Below are 21385 nucleotides of genomic sequence, written 5' to 3' on the forward strand. Positions count from 1 at the left end.
ATTGCTTGAGCGACTCCAGAAGGAATACTCGCTGTGCACTAACCGGAGCCTGCGTTGTTCTCCGATGCTGGCGCAAGCCCGGTCACAGCATACATTCAAAAACCAAGGAGGTTGAATGACGCAAAGTTTGCTACAAAAATATTTTCAACAACCGGACACGCTGCCCGCCGAGGTGGCCCAGTTGGTCGAGCAACGTCTCGTGGATGAGAAGGTGCAGGCCTATGCCATGGGCGATCTCGATCAGCACAAGCGTTTTACCGAACGCTGGCTGATTCTGGGTGAATCCCACCTCGCGGCAGTGGAACCCAACGGCGAGTGGCGCAACGGCAGTACGGCGTGGCGCCTCACCAAGCTGCCATTGGTTGACATTGAAAAATGGGAATGGCTGGAAGGCTTGTCGAGCAGCCGGTTGAACCTGATTCATCGCGATGGCAAGCTGCTCGCCTCCCTGCAGTTCACCCGGCGGCAAAGCCGCGCGATGAGCAACCTGCAGTTTCTCGCGGAACAAACCCGCGATCGGCTGCGCGCGGCGGAAAAGCCGCCGGAGCGTGCGGCGGAGATCGAAAGTGCCGAAGAATACCGCGAGGCCGTGTTGAAAGCGGTGTTCGAGGCGAAATCGACGCTGGCGGTGCCCAAGATGGGTGTGATGATGCGGCTGCTGTCTTATCTGCGGCCGCATTGGCGCAACGTCTCCATCGGCTTGAGCCTGGCCGCCTTGCTGACCGGGCTGAATCTGCTGCCGCCCTACCTCACCGGTGCCTTGATCGACAAAATCATCCGGCCGGCGGAAACCGGCGCGATTGCCGATCCCTGGTTCTGGTTGTGGATGGTGATCGGCGCGCTGGCCTTTGTCTGGGCGGGCGGCGAGTTTTTCTCGTATCTGCGTTTGCGCATCATGGCGCTCACCGGCGAGAAAATCGCGGCGCAACTGCGCGGACAAATCTACGCCCACATGCAGAAACTCAGTCTGGCGTTTTTCTCCGCGCGGTCCACCGGCTCGCTCATCACGCGCGTCAGTTCGGACACCGACCGGCTGTGGGATTTCATCACCTTCGGGATCATCGAGATCATCGTGGCGGTGCTGCAAATCATCGGCGTCGCCATTGCGCTGATGCTGATGGACTGGTCGCTGGCGCTGCTGGTGTTGATCCCATTGCCGCTGATGACCTGGCTGTTCTATCGCCACAGCCAGCGGATTCAGATCCTGTTTCTGCGCATCTGGCGCAAATGGTCGGCGATGACCGGCGTACTGTCGGATGTCATTCCCGGCATTCGCGTCGTGAAGGCGTTCGCGCAGGAAGGTCATGAGATCGACCGCTTCGAAGAGAAGAACCGGGCGCTCGAGCGTGAAACCGACAATCTGCATGAAACCTGGACGCGCTTCTGGCCCAAGATGGTCATGCTCATGCATGTGTGCAGCCTGATCGTATGGTCGGTGGGCGCGCCGCGGGTGTTGCGGCACGTGCTCAGCCAGGGCGCGGAAGGCATGCCGCTGGGCGTGTTCATTGCCTTCACCGGCTACATGTGGATGTTCTGGGAGCCGGTGCGCCACCTCGGCATGATGAGCCGCACGCTCAACCGTGCCACCTCCTCGGCTTCGCGCGTGTTCGAAGTGTTGGACACCACGCCGACCATCGTCTCGAAGCCGGATGCCATTCACCTGGAGCCGCTCGTGGGCCGGGTGACGTTCGAGAACGTCACCTTCAACTACGACGGCATCCGCAACGTGGTGAAGGGCGTTTCCTTCGAGGTGCAGCCGGGCGAGATGATCGGCCTGGCCGGGCCGTCGGGCAGCGGCAAGAGCACGCTGGTCAATCTCATTTGCCGCTTCTACGACGTCAAAAACGGCGCGGTCAAGATCGACGGCATCGACGTGCGCGATCTCGAGCTGAGCAGCATGCGGCGACAGATCGGCATGGTGCTGCAGGAGCCTTACCTGTTCCGCGGCAGCATCGCCGAGAACATCGCTTATGGCTCGCAGCACGCCTCGTTGCGGGACATCATCACGGCGGCGCGCGCCGCCAACGCGCACGAATTCATCTGCGGCCTGCCGGACGGCTACGACACCATCATCGGCGAACGCGGCCTGACGCTCTCCGGCGGTGAACGCCAGCGCATCAGCATCGCCCGCGCCATCCTGCACAATCCGCGCATCTTGATTCTCGATGAAGCCACCAGCTCGGTCGACACCGAGACGGAAAAGAAGATACAAGAGGCGCTGCAGCGCCTGGTGGCGGGGCGCACGACGTTTGCCATCGCCCACCGCCTCTCGACGCTGAGTGCGGCGGACCGGCTGTTCATCATGGAAGATGGCAAACTGGTGGAGCAGGGCACGCACGAGGAGTTGCTGGCCAAGCCCGAGGGCGTCTACGCCAAACTGCATCGTACCCAGTTAGAGTTGCAGGCCTTGATTGCAGTGTAGTGTTACCCTGAAAAAACGATCACAACCGCGAAGATTCCGTAGCGCGGGCATCATGCCTGCTTGGCTTGCAGACGGGAAGCCCGCGCTGCGAGTCGAACGACAGAAAAGGAGAGAATATGACGGAAGTGTTACCGCAAGCTGCGGCTGCTGCTCCCGCTGCGCCGGTCAGCGGGCAGAGGTTGAGCCTGCGGCGCCGCGAGGACGGCCGGCTGGCAATTCTGCAGCCCGATGCCGGCGACAAGATCAGCGAGATACCGGTGCATCTCGCGTGCTGTTTTCCGTGGAGCCACCCGCTGCAGTATGTGAGCTTGCGCGACGAAAAGGGCCGCGAACTGCTGCTGCTGGAATCATTGCAGGAAGTGGACGCGCACCAGCGCCAATTGATCGAAGAGGAGCTGGCGGCGCGCAATTTTCTGCCGCGCGTGCTCGCCATCAAGGCGGTCACCGATGAAACCGAGCTGTTTCACTGGCACGTGGTCACCACCGCCGGCGAGCGCAGCTTCATGACGCGCCGCCACGAGCGGCCGCGGCGCCTGGCCACCGGTGAAGTCCTGATCAAAGACGTGTGCAATGATATCTACGTCATCGCGCGCGCCGATGATCTCGATGCCAAGAGCCTGCGCCTGCTGTGGGTGTATTTGGATTGAGCCGCCTGCGCCGAGCGCACCGGTTGGCGCCGCGGCACCTGGCCGAAGGCGGAGGCGTGCCGGGGCCCGGAGACACAAATCCGTGCCACCGCGCACTTTCGCCTTCATTTTGCAATAGTTTCCGCCCAAATTCTGCTTGATTTTAGAAACGGAATGCTTTATCTTTGCCGGTCTTTTTTGAAAATGTCGAAGCTTCTTCGCGGGGCATAGCGTAGCTTGGTAGCGCGCCTGCTTTGGGAGCAGGAGGTCGCAGGTTCAAATCCTGCTGCCCCGACGGACCCCGCCCGTATGAGCCTCGCGGCCGAGACGGCAGAATTGAATACGCTGCCAACGCTCGCGCCGCAGCTCAGTGATTCGATGCAGGGTGTTGCGCCAGTAGCTCAAGCGGATAGAGCAACAGCCTTCTAAGCTGTGGGTTGAGGGTTCGAGTCCCCCCTGGCGCACAGTTCATCGCGCCAGCGAATCGCGGTCGGCTGAACAACATGGTGAGTGTAGCTCAGCTTGGTTAGAGCACCAGATTGTGGCTCTGGTGGTCGGGGGTTCAAGTCCCCTCACTCACCCTGAGTTTGTGGCGCAAGTGCCAATTGTTCTCGTAAAACTCCAGCCGTTTTCTGTGCGTCCCCTTCGTCTAGTGGTCAGGACTCAGGATTTTCGATCCTGCAGCACGGGTTCGAATCCCGTAGGGGACGCTTTTATTTTTATCCCCACCTGCTCTTCGCCTGCCGGCGAATAACTTCTCCACGCCACCCGGCCTCATTTTTCAACCCTGCAGCAATACAAAAAAACTGGTCGCCGGTCGCAGCCGGTCCTGCGCAAACAGGGCAAAACATTCATTGAACCAGCGCACAAAACGATCGGCATGTTCCGAAGTATTGATCGGGTATTGCCGCATTTTCCAGCGATTGTATTTGCTGCCATTGTAGTAGATGTTGCCGGCGTTGTAGGCGCATGCCACCTTGGGCGGATCGAAGCTGGTGAGGCCCACTTGCTGCGCGAGGTAACTTGTGCCCGCGCGAATGGAATTCGCCGGCTGCAACAGCCAGGCACGATCGATGGAATCGTCACCCAAGGCTTGGCGCGCGGTGGAGATCAGCGTCTGCATCAAGCCGGGTGAAACACGATGCGGCGTCTGTTCATCGGAAACATAGCCGGGCTCGAGGCGCAGGGCATCGGCTTGGCCGCGCGTTTCGGTGCAAATCGTCGCCAGAATCAGCTCCACCGGCACGCCCAGGGTCGCGGCCCAATCTTCCACCGGGATACGATAGGTCTGCCACACCCGCCGCACCACTGCATGCGGCGCGCTGCTGAAGCGCTCGGGCGCGGAACTGTTGCCGATCAAAACGCCGTTGCTGCTCAGCCGCCACGCAACACTGTCACGATAGCGATGCGGTTTCTTGAGCGTCGTCGCCAGCGTCTTGAGGTTTGCCCAGACGCCGGGGGACGGCGTGGGATTGAACAGCGCCGCCCACGAACGCGGCCCCACCACACCATCGACCACCAAGTTGTGGGTCTGCTGATAGCGCCGTACCGCCGCATCCGTCAGCGCGCCAAAAAAGCCATCCGGCGTTCCCACCGTCACATAACCCAGCTCCAACAGGCGTTGCTGCAACGCGCGCACATCTTCCCCAAAAAGCAAAGGTGTTTGATAGCGCAGCGGCCGGCTGTAAGTGGCCATGCTCCTGTCCTTGTTTTGAAGGTGAAATTCTCAGGTCGCGGGCGGCGTCCACGGCAAATAGACTTCGAAGGTCGTACCCTCGCCGAGTTTGGTGCTGTAGGTAATCCATCCGCCGAGCTTCTGTACCAAGCCATAGACCACCGCCAAGCCCAGGCCGGTGCCCTTGCCCGGCTCTTTGGTGGTGAAGAAAGGCTCAAACATGCGCTGCTGCACTTTTTCATCGATGCCGGCGCCGGTATCCGCGACCGTGAGCCGCACGAAAGTGCCGGCATGCGCCTGCGGATTCTTCTGGCAATAGGCTTCGTCTATTTCGACGCACGCGGTGCGGAGGGCGATGCGGCCGCGGCCCGCCGGAATCTGGCCGTCCAGCAGCAGCGCATCATGCGCATTGACGCCGAGATTCATGATCACCTGCTTGAGCTGCAGGGATTCGGCGGCCACCGTCACCGGCTCCGCCGCCGGCTCGAACTCGAGCTGCACGCCTTGCGCGAGCGAGGGGTGCAGCAAGCTGATGACCTCGCTGATACAGACATTCAAATCGACCACCGGCACTTCAGCCGGGGCGGGCAGGTGATCGAGATAGTCGCCGGCCTCGGCATGACTGCGGCTGAAGGCCAGCAGTTTGTGAATGAGATCAGCGCCCTGATCAGCGGCCAGCTCGGCATCGCGCAAATACTTGGCGGCCGGGCCCTCCGGCGCCGGCAAATGTTCGCGGACGAGGGTAAGGTTGTTGATGATGGCGTTGAGATAGTTGTTGAAATCGTGCGCCAAACCGCCGGCAAGGCGGCCCAGGCCTTCCAGCTTTTGCGCTTGCAACAACTGTTCGCGCAGCGCCTTCTCCTCGGTGATGTCGCTGACGTCGCCTTCGACCTGTTCGACCGCCTGCTGGGCATCACTTACCTGCCGGACATTGATGCGCACTTCGAGGCGGCTGCCGTCGCGGCGCTTGAACTCCGTCTCGAACGCCGAAACGAACTTGCGCTGCCGCAGCAGGCTCATGAGCGTGTCGAAATCTTCCCGGCGGCAAAACAGATGTTCCGGCATGTTGAGCGCCAGCACGTCGGCGGCAGTTTGATAACTCAGCATCTTCACCAGCGCGGGATTGGCGGCGAGCAGATGGCCGTCGATCGTGGCGCGATAGATGCCGACCGCGGCGTTCTCGAACAGCGAACGGTAGTTTTCTTCGGAGCTGCGCAGCTTTTGATAAAGCCGCGTGTTTTGGATGGCGGCGGACAGTTGCTGCGCCACCACGCGCAGATAGCGAATGTTCTCCTCGGTGAAGCGATTCTTGTTGTGGGTGTCATCGACGCGCAAGACGCCGATGGCGCGGCCGGCTGCGAGAATCGGCACGGCCGCGGTGGATTGCACACCCGCCATTTGCAGCCATTGCGGATCGACCAGCTCGCTGGTGCTGCAATCGTTGATGATGAGCGGCTGGCCGGTTTCAAAGCAGCGTTGCGAAACCTGGTGGCCGAGCTGGGCGGTGGCAAGGCCGCCGGCGGCGCCATTCTCACTCACCAGCATCTGCAGCCGGTCGTGCCAGAGCGCGATGTCGGTGTGCTGAATGCCCATGGCCGCGGGCAGAAACTCGTGCACGAGCTGGAACAACTCCTCCTGGCCCACCGTGGTTTTGAATTGCTCGCCGAGCTGCGTCATGAACACCAGCTCGGCATTGCGCTTTTGAATGGCCTCCACCGCCCGCCGGCGCTCGGTGATGTCGAAAGCCACCAGCAAAACGCCGTTGACGCTGCCGGATTCTTCATAGAGCGGATCGGCGTTCATCATCAACAGCAGATAGTCGCCGTTGGACTGGCGAAAACGCAGCTCATAATTGCGCAGCGAGCGTTCGGCGCGCATCAGGCTCAGAAAGGTCTCTTTGAAAGCCTCGGCTTGCTCGGACGGAAGGTAATCGGAGATCTTGCGGCCCAGCACCGAGCGTTCGCTGTATTGCATGGTGCGGTAGAAGGTGCGGTTGGCAAAGGTGATCTTGCCCTGGGCATCGATGGTGAGCACCAGCTCGTGCATGGTTTCGACCAGCGAGCGAAACTTGCCGACCGCGCGGCGCACCGCTTCCTCGGCTTCCTTTTGCCGGCTGAGATCCGACACCGCGCCGATGACGCGCTCAACCTTGCCCTTGTCGTTGCGCAAAATCGTGAAGCGCGACTGCAGCCAGCGCGTTTCGCCGCGGCGCGTGCGAATGCGATATTCCACCACGCCTTCTTCCTCCCGCTGGGTGAAGAGATTGAGCAGCTCGTCCTGCACGCGTTGCTGATCTTCGACCAAGATGATTTTGAACCAAAACCAATTGTCGTTCAAGAAAAAATCGGCGGGATAGCCGGTGACCCGCTCGATCACCGGCGTGCAAAATTCGTACTTCAGGCTGCCGTGCTCGACGCGCGCGCTGAAGAGATAGTCGGAGATGCGCGCCACCATGTCTTGAAAGCGCGCCTCGATCTCCTGGCGCCCCTTCTCCGCGCGCGTGCGCTCGGTCAAGTCCGTCACCAATGCCACCACGCTGCGGACTTTGTTGCGCCGATCGCGCACGGGAAAGAGCAAATGGGAAACGAATTTCACATTCGCCCCGGCGTCCGCGCCATTGGCCGCGGCAGAAACCTCCGCCAGATCGACGGCTTGGCGGCGCTGCACGTCGATGGCAATCGGCGGGATCTCCACCACCTTGCCTTTGTAGGCCTGCACGAAATGCCCGATGAGATCGGTGTTGACGTAAACCGGCTCGGTGAAAACATTCAGCCGGCCGATCAAATCATTGGCGGACTCCAACCCCATGGCGCGCAGGAAGAACTTGTTGATGTGCTCGGCCACGCCCTCCTGATCAAAAACGATGATGCCGATCGGCGCTTCTTCGATCAGGCTGCGCAGAAACTCCTGCGAGGCCGCAAGTGATTCATCGATTTGCTTGCGCTGGGTCACGTCGCGAAAGGTGGCCAGGCCGCCGCGCATGCGTTGCCGGGAATCGAGCAGCGGCGAGGCATTGATCGAGAGGATGCGCAGGCTGCCGTCATTCTGGCGAATGCCCAGCTCGACGTTCTCATGGGCGCGGTGCGTGCGCAGCATCTGCAGCATGGGAGAATCGCCGTAGGGAATACGGCTGCCGTCCGGGTAAACCATGCGCAACAGCGGATCATCCAGGCGCAGGCCGGTGAGCGGCTGGCCGAGCAGCCGGACCGCCGCCGAGTTCGCGCGCGTGATCCGGCCCTCCGCCGAGAACAGAATCATGCCGTCGACCATGGTCTCCAGGATCGTCTCCATTTCACGATCCATTTCCGTGATACCGCCGACGACATCGAAGACCGGACGAAACTCGGCCTGCTGCGCCGCCTGCAAGCGCAGGCTGCGGCCGATATACCACGCCGCACCCGGCGTAAGCACCACAGCCGCGAAAAATTTCGAAACCACCTGGTTGCGCATGGCATCGGCGTAGAACGGCTGGCCGGCAAAGGCCAGGGTGGTGAAGAGCAAGCCGTCGGTCAACAACACCACGGCCAGCACCAGCCCGACGCGCACGCCGCGCGGCAATTTGGGGAAGTAATTGGTCAGCAGTTGAAACCCGGAGATGACCATGAGGAAGGAAAGCACCAGCGCGACGGCTGCCGCCACCGTGGCGCGCCAATTACGATTGAAGAGCAGATCGGCAAGCGAAAAGCGGTTGCGAACCGCGTCCATCCCGTGCGCCAACGCCGCCAGCTCTTGAAACACGATGGTGAGCGCGCACACCGCCAACAGCACCAACAACAGCCGCCGGGTGTAGCGCGTGCCGTCGCAAGCATAAACCACCAGCAGGAAGGCAAGCAGATTGGCGTAGACGATGAGGGAGAGCAGGGGAAAACTGAAGGTGTTGGAAACGAACAGCACCGGCACACTGTTGGCGAACAGCCACACGCCAAACATGCTTGCGCCGGCAACCGCGCCCAGGGCCATCGTGCCCGCCTGGCGCTGCACGTGATGCGCCAGCAGAAACACGCCCTGCACCGCCACCATCGCGCCGATCAAGCTCAGAACCAACAGGAATGTCTGCATGGGAAGAAGTGGCCTTGCAATACCGTGCAAAGAATTTGGTCAAATTTAACCATTCTCGCTCCAAATGCAAGGCAGGAGATGGCGCGGCCGGCCGGAGGGGCCGCGCTCGTCGCTGCCAAAGTGTGATTGAACCTGCCGTGCGCCAGCCCCAAGCGCGGTGCAGATCCGCACCAGATCGCAGACAGCACGGCGGCGCCGGCAGGGCGCGATTTCACTCGCGGAAGAAATCCGGCTGAAAAACAACTGCATGTCGTTGGAATTCTCTTCCGCTGCGAAAACTTTCGAAGTCCAATTCGAGTCTGACTCTCCAACCAGCCGGCATCCGGCGGCAACCGGGAGTGGCGGCGGTAATTCTGACCCGGCGTGCTGCGACTGTCGCTACGGTGTTTTCCATTCCTCTTCGCCGGCAAGATGTAAACTCGACGTAAAATATGCCGGCTCGCGGGCAGTGAGCGCCTGCGAACCGCGTTGTTTGTTCTTACAGGGTACTGCGATCGGATGGGCAGCCTCTTTGCCGCCGCGCCGAGGTTGTGCTGGCATGTCGTGGGATGATTTCGTATTCTCATCAAAAACACGCACGCCAACCCAGCTATCGCCGGCAGCAGGACCTGCCGGTGCGCCCGTGCATGAATTGGAACCGGTGACTCGACAACGACAGGAGAAGACTCGATGAGGAAACACGTGCGCTACCAATCTGTCTGGCTGCTCATGGCCGCAGCGCTGGCGTTCTCACAGGAACAGCAGGGCGTGATCTCCGGCAGCGTGCATGACGCCACCACCCACCTGCCGATCGAGTTTGCCAATGCCATGCTCTTCACCCAAGAAGACAGTACGCTGGTGACCGGCGCCAGCACCGGCGCCGACGGCACTTTCATGCTCAACCGGATTCCGCCGGGAGCGTACCGCCTGCAGCTCCAGTTGATCGGTTACGAGGCGCGGCGCGTGGGCAACGTCGTCATCCGGCCGCCCCAGTGGGCGGTAGATTTGGGCAAATTGGCGCTGCGGCAAACGGCCCTGCAGATGGACGCCGTCGAAGTGCAGGCCGAGGCCCTGGCGTTGAGGTATCAGCTCGACAAGAAAGTGGTCAACGTCAACCAGCAGCACACCGCGATTTCCGGCACGGCGGTGGACGTACTGGAAAATGTTCCCGCCATTACCGTCGATGTCGAGGGCAATGTCAGCTTGCGCGGCAGCAGCAATTTCACCGTGTTGATCGACGGCCGGCCCTCGGTGCTGGAGGCGAGCGAGGCGCTGCAGCAAATCCCGGCAGCCAGCATAGAGAATATCGAAATCATCACCAATCCCTCCGCCAAATATGACCCGGAAGGTGCCGCCGGCATCATCAACGTCGTTTTGAAACGGAATCACCAAGAAGGCCGCAGTGGCATTGCCAATCTCAATGCCGGACTGGGGGAAAAATACGGCGCTGATGTTCTGTATGACTATCGCACCGGCGGCCAGCACGCCACGTTCAGCGTGGATTTCAACCGCCGCCAATTCACCGGCGATGATCGCGAAGAAAACCGCACCACGCGCGCCGGCCTTACTTCTTTGATCCAATCCCAGGGTGATTCCCGGCGGCAGGACGAGGCGCTGGGTGTGCGCGGCGAATACAAACTCGAGCTCGGTCGCAAGCACCTACTGAGTTGGAGCGGCCGCTACGGCACGCGCAACTCGCGGCGCGGTGCCGATCAGACTTTCACCTCCTGGCCGGCAGCGGAAGTGACGCCCGCGCGCTATGCCAGTATCAGCGACCGGCAGCGCGACCGCGTTTTCGGCGCCACGCATCTCTCCTATCTTTATCGCTTCGCCCCCAAGGGTCATGAGCTGAGCGCCGAGGTGTTCTACCGCCGCCGCGAAGGCGAAGAAGCCACGATCAACGGTTTGTGGCCGAACGGCACGGCGCAGGTGAGCGGCCGCCGCACCACGGAATCCGGGCCCTCCAGTGACGTGCGTGCCCGCCTCGATTACACCCTGGCCTTCAGCAAGCAAGCAAAATTCGAAGCCGGTTATCAGAGTGATTTTGACCGCTCCACCGATGCCATCGGCAACTATGAATTCGACGCTGCCGCCGGCGAATATCTCTATCAGCCGCAATTCAGCAATCGCACACAGTATGACGAAGACACGCATTCGTTCTATGCGCTCTATGCCGGTGAAACCAGCGGCTGGGGTTATCAAGCAGGAGTGCGCGCGGAATACACCGGCCGCGACATTCGCGTGGCCGGAGCCGCCGAATCGTTCGCCATCGGCCGTTGGGATTACTTTCCCACGCTGCACCTCGCGCGGCAATTCACTGCCGGACAGCAGGCGATGGCCAGCTACACCCGCCGCATCGACCGGCCGGGCGGCGGGGAACTCGAGCCGTTCTTGACCTGGACTGATGCCTACAACGTGCGCCTCGGCAATCCCGCACTGCAGCCGGAATTCATCGATTCCTACGAGCTGGGCCTGCAATCTCCGCTCGGCCCCAGCCTGGTTTCGCTCGAGGCTTACTATCGCAAAACGCACAATCGCATCGAGCGGGTGCGCTCGGTTTATGCCGACAACGTCACGTTGCACTCGGTGACCAATCTCGGCAAAGAGGAGGCGCTGGGCAGCGAGCTGGCCATCAACCTCGATTTCAGCAAGAGGTGGGGCGTGCAGGCAACCGGCAATCTCTACCGCTATCGCCTCGCCGGCGAGCTTTTTGGTGAATCGCTGGCGCGCGCAAGCTTCAACTGGAATGCCCGGCTGAGCAACACCCTCAAGTTCGGCCGCACGGCGCAAATCCAACTGGACGGCCTCTACCACAGCGCTTCGGTTTCCACGCAGGGCCGGCGCGCGGGTTTCTTCACCGCCAACGCCGCGGTCAAATACGAGCTTGTTCCCAAGCTGCTGTCCGCCACGCTGCAGCTCCGCGATGTTTTCGCTTCGGCGAAGAACGAATATACCGCCCAGGGAGTGGATTTCTACACCTACAACTATTCCACCCGCGAAGCGCCGCTGGTGATGTTGAATCTCAAATACAATTTCAACAACTACAAGCCGGAGCGCGAGCGCAAACCGGCGGAGGACGACCGCAACGAGGATGATTTTTGACGGCGCGGCGGCATTGAACAGAATGCCGCAGCGGTTGTCCTTTTCACGGACGCTGAATTGACTGTGGGCGATCCCGCCCAAGCAGGAGGCAACAACCGCGACGCCCGCACCCGCGGGTGGGCGGGCAGTCGCAATCACCGCAGCCGGCGGCCGCAATGCCGGTTGCCCTGCAATGGGAATTCATGAGAACACTGATCAACCGACTGATGTGGTGCTTTTGTATGCTGCCTGTTTTTGATCTCGGCGCGCAGGCCGTCCGCACCGCGCATGCGGAAGCCGAGTTGATTGCAGAAGCCGCATGGCTGACACCCGGCCAGCCGTTTTGGGTGGGTCTGCGCTTGAAACTGGAAAAGGGCTGGCACACGTACTGGCGCAATCCCGGTGACGCAGGCTTGCCCATCGCAATTACGTGGGACCTGCCGGAAGGCTTCACGGCGGGCGAGATACAGTGGCCTTATCCCGAGCGCATTGCCGATCCGCCGCTGGTTTCCTACGGCTATCATGGTGAGACACTGCTGCTGGTGCAAGTGATGCCGCCGGCAACGTCGCCCGGCACTGCGATCGAGCTGCAGGCCAAGGCAAGCTGGTTGGTGTGCCGGGAAGAATGCCTGCCGGAATCGGCGCGGTTGCGTCTGACCTTGCCGGTCAAAGAAAGTCTGCCGGCAGCCGCGACCAAATGGGCGCCACTGTTCGCGCAGACCCGCACCAAATTGCCGCTGCCTTCGTCGGCTTGGCAGGTGGCAGCTTATCTGCGGGAGACCAGCCTGGTATTGGCACTCACGCCGCCGCCGGCTTTCAAACAGCAATTGCATGCGTTGATCTTTTGCCCGGCAGAAGAGATGATCATCGAGAATGCCGTTGCCCCGCGCTTCACGGCCGCGGCCGGCCGGTATCAGCTCGAATTCCAAATCTCGACGCTGCGGCAAAAGCCCTTGACCCGAATCGCCGGCGTGCTAATTTCGGACAAAGGCTGGCGCGGGCACAACACGGAAAAGGCGCTGTGGGTGGACCTGCCAGTTCAGGAGAAAGGCGTCTCGCCGTGAAGCCATCTCGCTGCGTGGAAAACCGCGCAGCGGGCGGCGGTGGAATCTGATGCGGTGTGATTGGATTGCTGGTGAGCTTGTTTCAAACGGCGGTGCCCGCGACGGGCGCCATGGAACCCCTCAGGTGATTCACTTTAACGGAGATGAAACTTATGAAAATGTATCTTCCCTTTCTGCTTGCGGTGCTGGCTCTGGCCCTGCCGCTGGCGTTTGCAGGAGGCCTCGAGATCGATAAGCCTGCCCCCAATTTTACTTTGAAAGACGTCGAGGGCAAGTCGCATTCGCTGGCGGATTTCAAGGGCAAGTTCGTGGTGTTGGAGTGGATCAATTTCGATTGCCCGTTCGTCGGCAAGCACTATCACAGCGGCAACATGCAGAAGCTGCAAAAAACCTACATGGCAAAAGGCGTGGTCTGGCTGGCGATCTGCTCCTCGGCGCCGGGCAAGCAGGGCCATTTCACCGCCGAAGTGATCAAGAAACGCCTGGCCGAAGCCAAGGCGGCGCCCACGGCCTATTTGATCGATGCAGACGGCACTGCCGGCAAGCTCTACGGCGCGAAGACCACGCCGCACATGTTCATCATCGATCCCAAGGGCACACTGGTTTATGCCGGCGGCATCGATGACATTCGCTCCACCGACGTGGCCGACATTGCCAAAGCGAAGAACTATGTCACCGCGGCGTTGGACGAAGCTCTGGCCGGCAAGCCCGTTACCGAAAAAGTCACCACGCCCTATGGCTGTTCCGTGAAGTATTGATTGCCGCAGCCTGCAGTTGTCGCGCGCGGCAGTGCTGCAAAAAACACGGGCAAGGCGAGCCTCAACTCGTCTTGCCCGTGTTCGTTTTTGCGGCAGCGATTTCGTGTGTGCAGCGCGGCAGCCGCCTGCCTAGCCGCGCCCTCCGGCCAAACGGAGGGCTGCCGGCGAGCGTCGCAGCGCCCGCATCGCCTGAATGCCGAGCAAAGGTCCCACCGCCAGCGCCGCAAATGCCCATCGCCAACCCACTCGCTCCACCAACAACGGAATCAAGCGAATCGAGGCCAGCGTGAGCAGGAAGCCCAGGCTCGTTTGCAGCGTGAGCGCCGTACCCACGTACTCGCGTTCGGCCAGTTCGCTGACTGCCGTGCTGAACTGCGCCGAGTCAGCCACGGCGGCAAATCCCCACAACAAGGCAATGGCGCTCACCAGGTAGGGATTGCCGCCGAAGCAGAATCCGATCACCAGGGCGCAGCCGCCGCTGACCATCATGCTCACGATGGTGATGCGGCTTCGGCCCCAGCGGTCGGCCAGCCGTCCCGCCCACAAGCTGCCGATGCCGCCGCTGGCAATCACGGCGAAGGCGGCGAGTGCCGCTGCGGTTTCAGGAGGTTGCGTGCCGAAGTAATTGCCGGCGTCGGCAGCGCGAAAGGATTCCAGCAAGAAAAGCGGAATCCACGTCCACATCGCATAGATTTCCCACATGTGGCCGAGATAGCCGAGATTCACCAGTCGCACGCTGCGCTCGCGCAACGCGTCGAGGGCATAGCGCCAGCGAAATTCCGCCGGCCCCGCGCGATGCGGGCCGAGTTCACCGCCCCGCCAAACCAAAATGCCGCCGATCAACGCCGCGACAGAAGCAGTGCAAAGCAAGGCGCGCCATTCCTGAATGCCCTCCCACGCGCGCAGCAAGTGCGGCGAGGCCGAGCCCACAGCCAGGGCACCGACCAGCAGACCGAGTCCCAAGCCGCGATCTTCCTTCATCCAACTTGCCATGATCTTCATGCCCACGGGATACACCGCGGCCAGCGCAAATCCCGTGGCAAAGCGCAAGGGCAAAGCCGTGGCCAAGCCCTCGGCAAACCAGGCGATGCCGGCGTTTGCCAGCGCGGCCAGGGCCGCACCCCAGGCAAACACCAGTCGCGGCGGCCAAAGGTCAGCGAGGTTGATAAACGCGCTCACCAACGCGCCCGCCACAAAACCGATTTGCACGGCCATGGTGAGCCAGGCGGCGTCACCGCTGCGCAACTGCCAGCTCTGGGTCAGCGCAGGAACCACCGCTGACACCGAGAACCACAAGCTCATGGCGAGCAGCTCGGCAAAAGCGAGCAGCCAAACGGTTTGCCACTTTTTGTTCATGCCGGTGCACCGGTCTCCGGTCCGGCCGGCTTGAGGCCTTTCACGATCACAAATTCTCCCGGCAGATGATAGCCCTGGCCGTTGCGATAGGGCGCGATGGCAGCAAGATACTCGGCGTATGCCTCCTGGCGCGTGGTTTCATCGAAGCGGGAATGCGCCAGTGCCACCGGGCCGCCGAGGAAGGCCGCGCCGCAAGCTTCCTCAGCGGAGGCATAATGGAGAATCGTGGAAATTCTTGCGCTGACGATTTCAGTGAAGCCGGCGGCGCGAAAGGTGTGTGCCAGCAGCTCACCGGTGCCCAGTTGGAAGAACAGCGGGCAAACTTCACTTTTCACGCGGCGATCAACGATGGGGAAGATGTCGGCCCAGCCGCACTGCGAGCGCCGCCCCCAGACCGCCGCCACCGCACGGCCGCCGGGACGCAGCGCGTGTTTCATCTCGCGCAGCGCTTGCAAAGGATCGGGAAAGTACATCATGCCCAAGCCGCACAAGGCCGCATCAAAAGAGGCACCGGCAAGCTGCGACTCTTCCGCATCGCTGCGATAGAAAGCAACGTGGGCGATTTGGCGCTGTGCTGCCACGGCACGCGCGAGTTCGACCATGCCCTCGGAAATGTCCGTACCCACGACTTCGCCGGTTGCGCCCACCGCGGCGGCCGCACGCAGGGTCACCAGGCCGGTGCCGCAGGCCACATCGAGCACGCGCTCGCCTGCCCGCAGATTTGCCAGCTCCAGCATCTTGCTCTGTGCCGGCTCGAGTTGATCCTGCCAATAGCGCTCATAAAAGCCGGCGGATTTGTCCCAGCCATAGCGCTGCACGCGACGTTGCAGTTTGGGTTCCATGCTGATTCCCTGGTTGGCCGCTTTCACAAAGCGCAGGCTTTGACAAGCGCTCTGCCGCCTTGCTTCATGGGGGGTGAATTCTTTGGATTGCACTTCCGATTGATTAGTTCAACGCCCGGCCTTGCGCCCTCTCCCCACCAGATGCCGGCGGGTTGAATGGATTCCGCATCATCACCGCCGTTCACGTCAGGCCCGCTTCAGCCTCCTGCCCGGGTCGAAGCAAGCGCACCACGCGCTGCATTTTTTGCGCGCGCTGAAAAATGTCCACAAAAGAACTGTGCGCATCAGCCCGATCGAGCAGGCGCATGATTTCCGCCTCCGGCGCCGGGCTGGTGATCGTGACGAGATAGCGTACTGCCACATAGCCGGCCGGCACTTCGGCGAGCGCATACTCGCCGCGCACGTCCATATCGGCCTGCACTTCGACTTCCAGACGGGTGATCGGCACCTCGAGCTTGGCCGCCCACATCAGATAGCCGATCGCCAGGCAACTGCCCAGCGCGCCCCGGCCCAGAATGCCGGGATTCGGGCCGCTATCCGCGCCGCCGCGATTCTCGCCCACGTCGGCGATGATCTTCCATTTGCCCTCGCTGATTTCACAGCTCAGGCCATCGATCACGGTGACTTTAGTGACCGCGGTCTTTCTGCCCAGTGCGGGGCGAAGTTGCAGGGCTTTTTCGTTGCGCTCAAACGCAGTTTTGATCCGCTGCGCGATGGTCATGTCCCTCTCCCGAGTATGATAACAGCGTATTTCAGTTGGGTGGGCGATCTTGTTGCTTTGTCATTCTCCCACAAATTTTCCCCACAACTCAGCGTCGTCCCGGAGTGAATCGCACACCCGCAGCAAGAAAGCCCTGGCGGAACGACAGCCGAGGGAGTACGGATCTGGCAACGGAACAATGCCGCCGCGGAGACCTGTCCTCATTTCACCCGCAGCTAAGTGCAGCTTCAGACTTTGCCTGCGGAACACGCCGCTGGTTTCCCAAAAATCAAACTGTAAAGATAAGAGGGGAGGCAGAAATCAATCAGCACCGGCAGCGAGGCGGCGGCCACGAACAAGGCGCCCAGCACATAACCCAACGTGGTGGCGCCACCGGCAAAAGCCCAGCCGGTGCCCGCCATCCACAAGGAAGCCACGAGACAGCAAATGCGGCGGGCCAGGTGATAGCGCGGCAGAGGCGGTCGGTGCAGAAGAAAACGAATGCCGAAGTTGTAGAACACGTCGAACGGATGGCCGGGCAACACCGCGCCCAGCAGGGAGAAGGGTATCATCGCCCACATCAGCTTTGCTGAAGCGAGCAGCGTGGCCATTGCCATCCAGGTTGCCGTGATGGCGGGCGAGAGCCGCAGCCACGGCCGGATCTCGGTCAGGGCTTGATCACTCATGCCGACAAAACCCTGGATTTCCAGCCGTCGCCGCGTTTCCGGTGAAAGCGTTTGCAAGGTTACTGCTCCGTAGCTGTGATTGCCGTTTTGTTTCCCGCTTGTGATTGTGAAGGAGAGATCAATACAGGCTGAGCAGGCGCAGCGCGTCGGCCAGCGAACTGGAGGCCGGCTCGGCGGCCGGCGGGCTCAGCGCCTGAGCGGCAGCCGCTTTCTGCTCCGCCTTCTCCGGATCGAACACCTCAAACAACTCCTGCAGATCTTCTTCCGAGAAGTAGCCGGCGGGCAGCTCAAAGAGACGATGCAATGATTCCATAATTTGTTTCCGGTTAGAACAATGCTCGTGCCAGGTACAATGGCAGCACAATGTAGAGCAGCGTGTCACGCACAAGATAGTAGGCGCAAATCACGCCGAAGAATTTCAATCCTCGTTTGCGAATCAGCATTTTCAAGCCCTCTTCCCTGACGATGACAATGCTGTCGAGAATGTAGTACTTGTACAGCCGGTACAGCAGATCATGCCGCCGGGCCGCGGCCGTCACTGTGGTTGTGCTCATGATTCACCTCGAGTTGCGACGTTCACAATGTGTCGGTTCCGTGTTGCTGCGTTGCATGTGTTTGCCGGCCGGCGGCGCGGGAGCGGGAAGTCGCGGCGCGGCTTTTCCCCCGCTGGCGCAACCGGCAGCGCGGGGGAGATCACAACTCATTCCCGCGCGCTGCGATGCCAGCCAGCCGCCTCACGCTTCCTGCAGAGATTGCTTGCTCCGCAGGGCCGGAATCAACATGGGCACGCGGCGACGATAGCTCACGTAAACTTCGCCGTGCTCGGCGGCCAGATCACGCTCTTCGAAGCGAATCGCAACGAGGATGTAGATCGTGGTGGCGAGCGCGAGCACCAAATGCGCGGCGGTCATGGTGGGCGTGGCCCAGAAGATGATGAACCAACCGATGTACAGCGGATGGCGCACGTACTTGTAGAACATCGGCGTCTGGAAGTCCAGTCGCTTGTACTCCCGGCCGCGCAGATTGAGATACACCTGGCGCAGGCCGAACAGGTCGAAGTGGTTGATCAAGAACGTGACGAACACCAGCAACACCCAGCCGAAGCCATAGAGCGTGTAGAGCACGGCACGGCCGGCGGCCTCCTGCACGTGCCAGATGGTTCCGCCCAGCGGCTGCCACTGCCAGAAGAGCAGGATCAACGCCAGACTGGACAGCAGGCAGTAGGTGCTGCGCTCGGCGGCGGCGGGGATGATTTTGGTCCAGATGCGCTTGAAGGCCGGCCGCGCCATCACACTGTGTTGCAGCCCGAAGACCGCCAGCAACGCGAGGTTGATCAACAGCGCCTGTCCCAGCGGCATCTGCGGCGCCGAATCGATGGCCTTGGGCACGAGAAAATTGCCCACAAAGCCCGCGAGGTAAGCAAAGGTCGCCATGGTGACGGCGTAGCAGATGACGCCGTAGACGAAAATCAGGACGCGCTTCATTTTGTTCTCCTTTGGGTGTAACAGGGGTTTGCGCCGCGGCCGCGGTCATGCGTGTTTGAGTGCACGAATCTACGCAATTTCGTTCGCGGTTTCGCCTATCTCTGCAGATGGTTTTGCCGGTGTTGCCGGCAGCGTCACCGCCCGCCATGCCGTCGATTCGTTGCGCACAAGATACGGCAATTGCCGCGCGGTTTCTACTATCGCTCGGGATGGTTTTGCTGAGAGCGCAGACCGCGAATTGCTGTCATGACGCAAGAAGCTGCTCTGCGATACGAGCCTGACTCTTTCCTCGCAACCTCTCAGGGTTGTCATGCAAATCAGAGCAGTTGGAACGCCGGCCGCAGCACAATGGCGACAGGTTGGAGCCTGCCTCTTCCAAAGTCATGCCAAAAACAAAATGCCACCTGAACGATTCGTCCAAGTGGCATCAAAACAAGTGGATGATGCAATCTGCCGGTGACCGGCGCGAGTTCAAAATTTTGTTCGCAAATGCCGAAATATGAGCATCGACCTCACATTTAGGCAGTTGGAGAAAGCTGCCGGCTGGCGATGCTTTGCCTCGCTCGCTGCAGCCGCCTGCTATTGCGATGCGTATGACTGTGCTGCTATTGCCATCGCCGCGTTTTTTTCAGAGGCGCCGTGACCGGCATCATGTTGGTGAAGCGGCGGCACGCTGAAGGATGAATCCGGCATTCAGTTGGGTAGTTCGCGCTTTCCTTTCTTCTCTCTGCTCTGCTCAAGCCGATTGGCCTCTTTGACGGCCTCCAGAAAATGCTTTTCCACCGGCGACGGCTCATCGAGGTGCTGCGCGCGATACTTCTCGAACTCCGCGTGCGCTTTCGAAACGGCAGTTTCATGGCTAATTTGGCCGGCATGCGTGAGAATGTCGCGCCCGCTCAAGCGCAAAAAATCATCAAGCTTGGCAATCCAATCGCGCATGTACATGGGCTTGCGGTTCAAGGCCTGCAATTCGGCGAAATCGAGATAAATGGTGACGATGCGGTTGAGGGCATCCAATTCCTCCGGCGCGAGATAATTCTTGGCGATCTCCACGTCACTCTTCCACGGTTTGTCACCGCTCCAGTTGGTGAGTCCCATGTTGGGTTTACTGGCATCGACGCGCGCAGCGATCACCTCGGCGGCGGTGTGACCATGCGCGGCCCAGTGCATCTTGTTTTGGACAATGGCAAAAAACTCTCGGGAAAAATCGGCATGCGGATCGTAGTCGATGCTGGTCGCATAAATATCGAGTACTTTGCGCCAGAAGACTTTTTCAGACGAGCGAATATCCCGAATGCGGGCCAGTAGTTCATCAAAATAGTTGCCACCACCGACCTGCTTCAACCGCTCATCGTCCAGCGCGAACCCCTTCACAATGTACTCGCGCAGCCGCTGCGTGGCCCAGATGCGGAACTGTGTGCCCCGGTGCGATTTCACGCGATAACCGACCGAGATGATAACGTCGAGATTGAAGTATTCGACTTCACGACTCACCTCACGGTCACCTTCCTGTTGAACTGTTGCAAATTTTGCAACAGTTCGTTCTGGCTGTAACTCACCTTCTTCGAAGATGTTGCGGATGTGCCTGGAAATCACTGACTTGTCCCGCTGAAAAAGCATCGCCATCTGATTCAGTGTCAACCAGACGGTTTCGCCCAAAAGCCGCACTTCCAGGCGGGTTTTGCCGTCTTCGGTTTGATAGAGCAGAATCTCTCCGCCGCTTCCTCCTGAATCTCCGGACTTTTGCGGGAGTCTTTGACTCATTCTTATCGCCCTCCGGCAAATTTGCAGTCCAAAAATCTACGCCAACTTTTCCTGCATCGCCTTGATCACCGCCTCGGTGCGGGAGTTGACGTGCAGCTTGGCATAGATGTTCTTGAGATGAAAGCGCACCGTCGGCAGGCTGATGAACAACTGCGCGGCGATTTCCTTGTTACTCAAACCATCGGTGAGAGCGCGCAGCACCTCCAGCTCGCGCTCCGACAGCTCGGCGGTGTATTTCACGTTCTTCTTCTGGCTCTGGAAGTAGGCCAGCACCTTTTGCGCCACTTCGCCGGACATCGGCGCGCCGCCATGATGCGCTTCTTTGATCAGCTCGGAGAGTTTCTCGATCGAAGAGTTCTTGAGCAGATAGCCCACCGCGCCCACGCGCAGCGATTCGAAGATGCGCTCGTCGTCACTGTAGTTGGTGAGCATGAGGATCTTCAACTCGGGATACTCCAGCCGGAGCTCTTGCACGCATTCGATGCCCGAGCGGCCCGGCATGTTGATGTCCATGAGTACCACGTCGGGCGGATCGTCCAGCATGCGCTCCAGCGCGTCATCGCAACTGGTGTAGGCGCCGGCAAAGTGCAGGCCCTCGGCTTCCTCGATCAACGCAGCGATCATGCTGCGCACGGTTTCGTCGTCATCCACCAGGGCGACGCTGATGGCGGTCGGATTGTCTGCCATGGCATAAATGTGAAGTTGATGAAGCAAGCACGGCTAAGCCGCGTCCGCAAGCGCAAGAGAAGGGCAGGCGCGGCCGGGGATTGATGGTTGGGTCAAAGTATAAAAATTTTCCCGCCCAATGAAAGAGGATTTTTGCGACGGAGCTTCCGCCACCGACAAAAAAGGCCGGATTTGTGATCCGGCCCGCAAACCAACACGGCAC

The 21385-nt window shown here is 60.6% G+C and carries 17 protein-coding genes and 4 tRNA genes; 10 read left to right on the top strand and 11 right to left on the bottom strand.

All coding sequences use genetic code 11. The features are described 5' to 3' along the window. Positions 1 to 115 precede the first annotated feature (115 nt). The 6 genes from L6R21_04635 to L6R21_04660 all read left to right on the top strand — a co-directional run bounded on the left by L6R21_04635 (position 116) and on the right by L6R21_04660 (position 3758). On the top strand, positions 116 to 2422 hold the full coding sequence (locus L6R21_04635; protein ID MCK6558466.1) for an ABC transporter ATP-binding protein/permease: 2307 nt from the start codon (positions 116 to 118) through the stop codon (positions 2420 to 2422). A 116-nt stretch (positions 2423 to 2538) separates the two neighbouring features. Next, positions 2539 to 3069, top strand: a complete 531-nt coding sequence (locus L6R21_04640) for a DUF1854 domain-containing protein (GenBank protein ID MCK6558467.1) — start codon at positions 2539 to 2541, stop codon at positions 3067 to 3069. Positions 3070 to 3269: 200 nt separating this feature from the next. Beyond that, a tRNA-Pro gene (locus L6R21_04645) sits at positions 3270 to 3343 on the top strand. Positions 3344 to 3438: 95 nt separating this feature from the next. Next, positions 3439 to 3512, top strand: a tRNA-Arg gene (locus L6R21_04650). A 42-nt stretch (positions 3513 to 3554) separates the two neighbouring features. Further along, positions 3555 to 3629, top strand: a tRNA-His gene (locus L6R21_04655). A gap of 57 nt (positions 3630 to 3686) precedes the next feature. After that, positions 3687 to 3758, top strand: a tRNA-Glu gene (locus L6R21_04660). 71 nt (positions 3759 to 3829) lie between these two features. On the opposite strand, the gene L6R21_04665 is transcribed toward L6R21_04660, so the two are convergent. Next, on the bottom strand, positions 3830 to 4744 hold the full coding sequence (locus tag L6R21_04665; protein ID MCK6558468.1) for a peptidoglycan-binding protein: 915 nt from the start codon (positions 4742 to 4744) through the stop codon (positions 3830 to 3832). Between the two features lie 30 nt (positions 4745 to 4774). Beyond that, complete coding sequence (locus L6R21_04670; GenBank protein MCK6558469.1) at positions 4775 to 8782, bottom strand: PAS domain S-box protein; 4008 nt, start codon at positions 8780 to 8782, stop codon at positions 4775 to 4777. A gap of 669 nt (positions 8783 to 9451) precedes the next feature. On the opposite strand from L6R21_04670, the gene L6R21_04675 reads away from it, so the two are divergent. The 3 genes from L6R21_04675 to L6R21_04685 all read left to right on the top strand — a co-directional run bounded on the left by L6R21_04675 (position 9452) and on the right by L6R21_04685 (position 13664). Continuing rightward, positions 9452 to 11863, top strand: a complete 2412-nt coding sequence (locus L6R21_04675; GenBank protein ID MCK6558470.1) for a TonB-dependent receptor — start codon at positions 9452 to 9454, stop codon at positions 11861 to 11863. A gap of 221 nt (positions 11864 to 12084) precedes the next feature. Continuing rightward, positions 12085 to 12906, top strand: a complete 822-nt coding sequence (locus L6R21_04680; protein MCK6558471.1) for a hypothetical protein — start codon at positions 12085 to 12087, stop codon at positions 12904 to 12906. A gap of 152 nt (positions 12907 to 13058) precedes the next feature. Continuing rightward, on the top strand, positions 13059 to 13664 hold the full coding sequence (locus L6R21_04685) for a thioredoxin family protein (GenBank protein ID MCK6558472.1): 606 nt from the start codon (positions 13059 to 13061) through the stop codon (positions 13662 to 13664). 129 nt (positions 13665 to 13793) lie between these two features. Here the strand turns inward: L6R21_04685 and L6R21_04690 are convergent, their stop codons facing one another. From L6R21_04690 to L6R21_04720, 7 genes are all read right to left on the bottom strand, one after another. Next, positions 13794 to 15020, bottom strand: coding sequence for an MFS transporter (locus L6R21_04690; GenBank protein MCK6558473.1), 1227 nt, complete (start codon positions 15018 to 15020; stop codon positions 13794 to 13796). Beyond that, positions 15017 to 15862, bottom strand: a complete 846-nt coding sequence (locus L6R21_04695) for a methyltransferase domain-containing protein (GenBank protein ID MCK6558474.1) — start codon at positions 15860 to 15862, stop codon at positions 15017 to 15019. Before L6R21_04695 ends, L6R21_04690 begins: the two co-directional genes overlap by 4 nt. Positions 15863 to 16043: 181 nt before the next feature. After that, positions 16044 to 16583: an OsmC family protein gene (locus L6R21_04700; protein MCK6558475.1), complete on the bottom strand. Its 540-nt coding sequence runs from the start codon at positions 16581 to 16583 to the stop codon at positions 16044 to 16046. A gap of 227 nt (positions 16584 to 16810) precedes the next feature. Next, positions 16811 to 17305 (bottom strand): DUF4395 domain-containing protein, encoded by a 495-nt coding sequence (locus L6R21_04705; GenBank protein ID MCK6558476.1) that lies wholly within the window; start codon positions 17303 to 17305, stop codon positions 16811 to 16813. Between the two features lie 61 nt (positions 17306 to 17366). Next, the gene (locus tag L6R21_04710) at positions 17367 to 17561 is read right to left on the bottom strand and encodes a hypothetical protein (protein ID MCK6558477.1); all 195 of its coding nucleotides are present in this window, start codon (positions 17559 to 17561) and stop codon (positions 17367 to 17369) included. A gap of 13 nt (positions 17562 to 17574) precedes the next feature. Beyond that, entirely contained in the window at positions 17575 to 17802 is a 228-nt protein-coding gene (locus L6R21_04715; protein ID MCK6558478.1) for a hypothetical protein, read from the bottom strand. A gap of 180 nt (positions 17803 to 17982) precedes the next feature. Then, positions 17983 to 18732, bottom strand: coding sequence for an isoprenylcysteine carboxylmethyltransferase family protein (locus L6R21_04720; GenBank protein ID MCK6558479.1), 750 nt, complete (start codon positions 18730 to 18732; stop codon positions 17983 to 17985). A gap of 499 nt (positions 18733 to 19231) precedes the next feature. Here L6R21_04720 and L6R21_04725 point away from each other — a divergent pair, with 499 nt between their 5' ends. Continuing rightward, on the top strand, positions 19232 to 19375 hold the full coding sequence (locus L6R21_04725; GenBank protein ID MCK6558480.1) for a hypothetical protein: 144 nt from the start codon (positions 19232 to 19234) through the stop codon (positions 19373 to 19375). 50 nt (positions 19376 to 19425) lie between these two features. Here L6R21_04725 and L6R21_04730 read toward each other — a convergent pair whose 3' ends face one another. Further along, positions 19426 to 20496, bottom strand: coding sequence for a virulence RhuM family protein (locus L6R21_04730; protein ID MCK6558481.1), 1071 nt, complete (start codon positions 20494 to 20496; stop codon positions 19426 to 19428). A gap of 36 nt (positions 20497 to 20532) precedes the next feature. Beyond that, positions 20533 to 21183, bottom strand: a complete 651-nt coding sequence (locus L6R21_04735) for a response regulator transcription factor (GenBank protein ID MCK6558482.1) — start codon at positions 21181 to 21183, stop codon at positions 20533 to 20535. Positions 21184 to 21385: the final 202 nt, after the last annotated feature.

It is taken from the genome of bacterium, from assembly GCA_023150945.1.
Classification (GTDB): Bacteria; Zhuqueibacterota; Zhuqueibacteria; order Zhuqueibacterales; family Zhuqueibacteraceae; genus Coneutiohabitans.

Bases quoted from the DNA above. Each gene is read 5' to 3' on its own strand.
- L6R21_04635 (MCK6558466.1), top strand. From the start codon at position 116: ATGACGCAAAGTTTGCTACAAAAATATTTTCAACAACCGGACACGCTG.
- L6R21_04640 (MCK6558467.1), top strand. From the start codon at position 2,539: ATGACGGAAGTGTTACCGCAAGCTGCGGCTGCTGCTCCCGCTGCGCCG.
- L6R21_04665 (MCK6558468.1), bottom strand. From the start codon at position 4,744: ATGGCCACTTACAGCCGGCCGCTGCGCTATCAAACACCTTTGCTTTTT.
- L6R21_04670 (MCK6558469.1), bottom strand. From the start codon at position 8,782: ATGCAGACATTCCTGTTGGTTCTGAGCTTGATCGGCGCGATGGTGGCG.
- L6R21_04675 (MCK6558470.1), top strand. From the start codon at position 9,452: ATGAGGAAACACGTGCGCTACCAATCTGTCTGGCTGCTCATGGCCGCA.
- L6R21_04680 (MCK6558471.1), top strand. From the start codon at position 12,085: ATGCTGCCTGTTTTTGATCTCGGCGCGCAGGCCGTCCGCACCGCGCAT.
- L6R21_04685 (MCK6558472.1), top strand. From the start codon at position 13,059: ATGAAAATGTATCTTCCCTTTCTGCTTGCGGTGCTGGCTCTGGCCCTG.
- L6R21_04690 (MCK6558473.1), bottom strand. From the start codon at position 15,020: ATGAACAAAAAGTGGCAAACCGTTTGGCTGCTCGCTTTTGCCGAGCTG.
- L6R21_04695 (MCK6558474.1), bottom strand. From the start codon at position 15,862: ATGGAACCCAAACTGCAACGTCGCGTGCAGCGCTATGGCTGGGACAAA.
- L6R21_04700 (MCK6558475.1), bottom strand. From the start codon at position 16,583: ATGACCATCGCGCAGCGGATCAAAACTGCGTTTGAGCGCAACGAAAAA.
- L6R21_04710 (MCK6558477.1), bottom strand. From the start codon at position 17,561: ATGGAATCATTGCATCGTCTCTTTGAGCTGCCCGCCGGCTACTTCTCG.
- L6R21_04715 (MCK6558478.1), bottom strand. From the start codon at position 17,802: ATGAGCACAACCACAGTGACGGCCGCGGCCCGGCGGCATGATCTGCTG.
- L6R21_04720 (MCK6558479.1), bottom strand. From the start codon at position 18,732: ATGAAGCGCGTCCTGATTTTCGTCTACGGCGTCATCTGCTACGCCGTC.
- L6R21_04725 (MCK6558480.1), top strand. From the start codon at position 19,232: ATGAGCATCGACCTCACATTTAGGCAGTTGGAGAAAGCTGCCGGCTGG.
- L6R21_04730 (MCK6558481.1), bottom strand. From the start codon at position 20,496: ATGAGTCAAAGACTCCCGCAAAAGTCCGGAGATTCAGGAGGAAGCGGC.
- L6R21_04735 (MCK6558482.1), bottom strand. From the start codon at position 21,183: ATGGCAGACAATCCGACCGCCATCAGCGTCGCCCTGGTGGATGACGAC.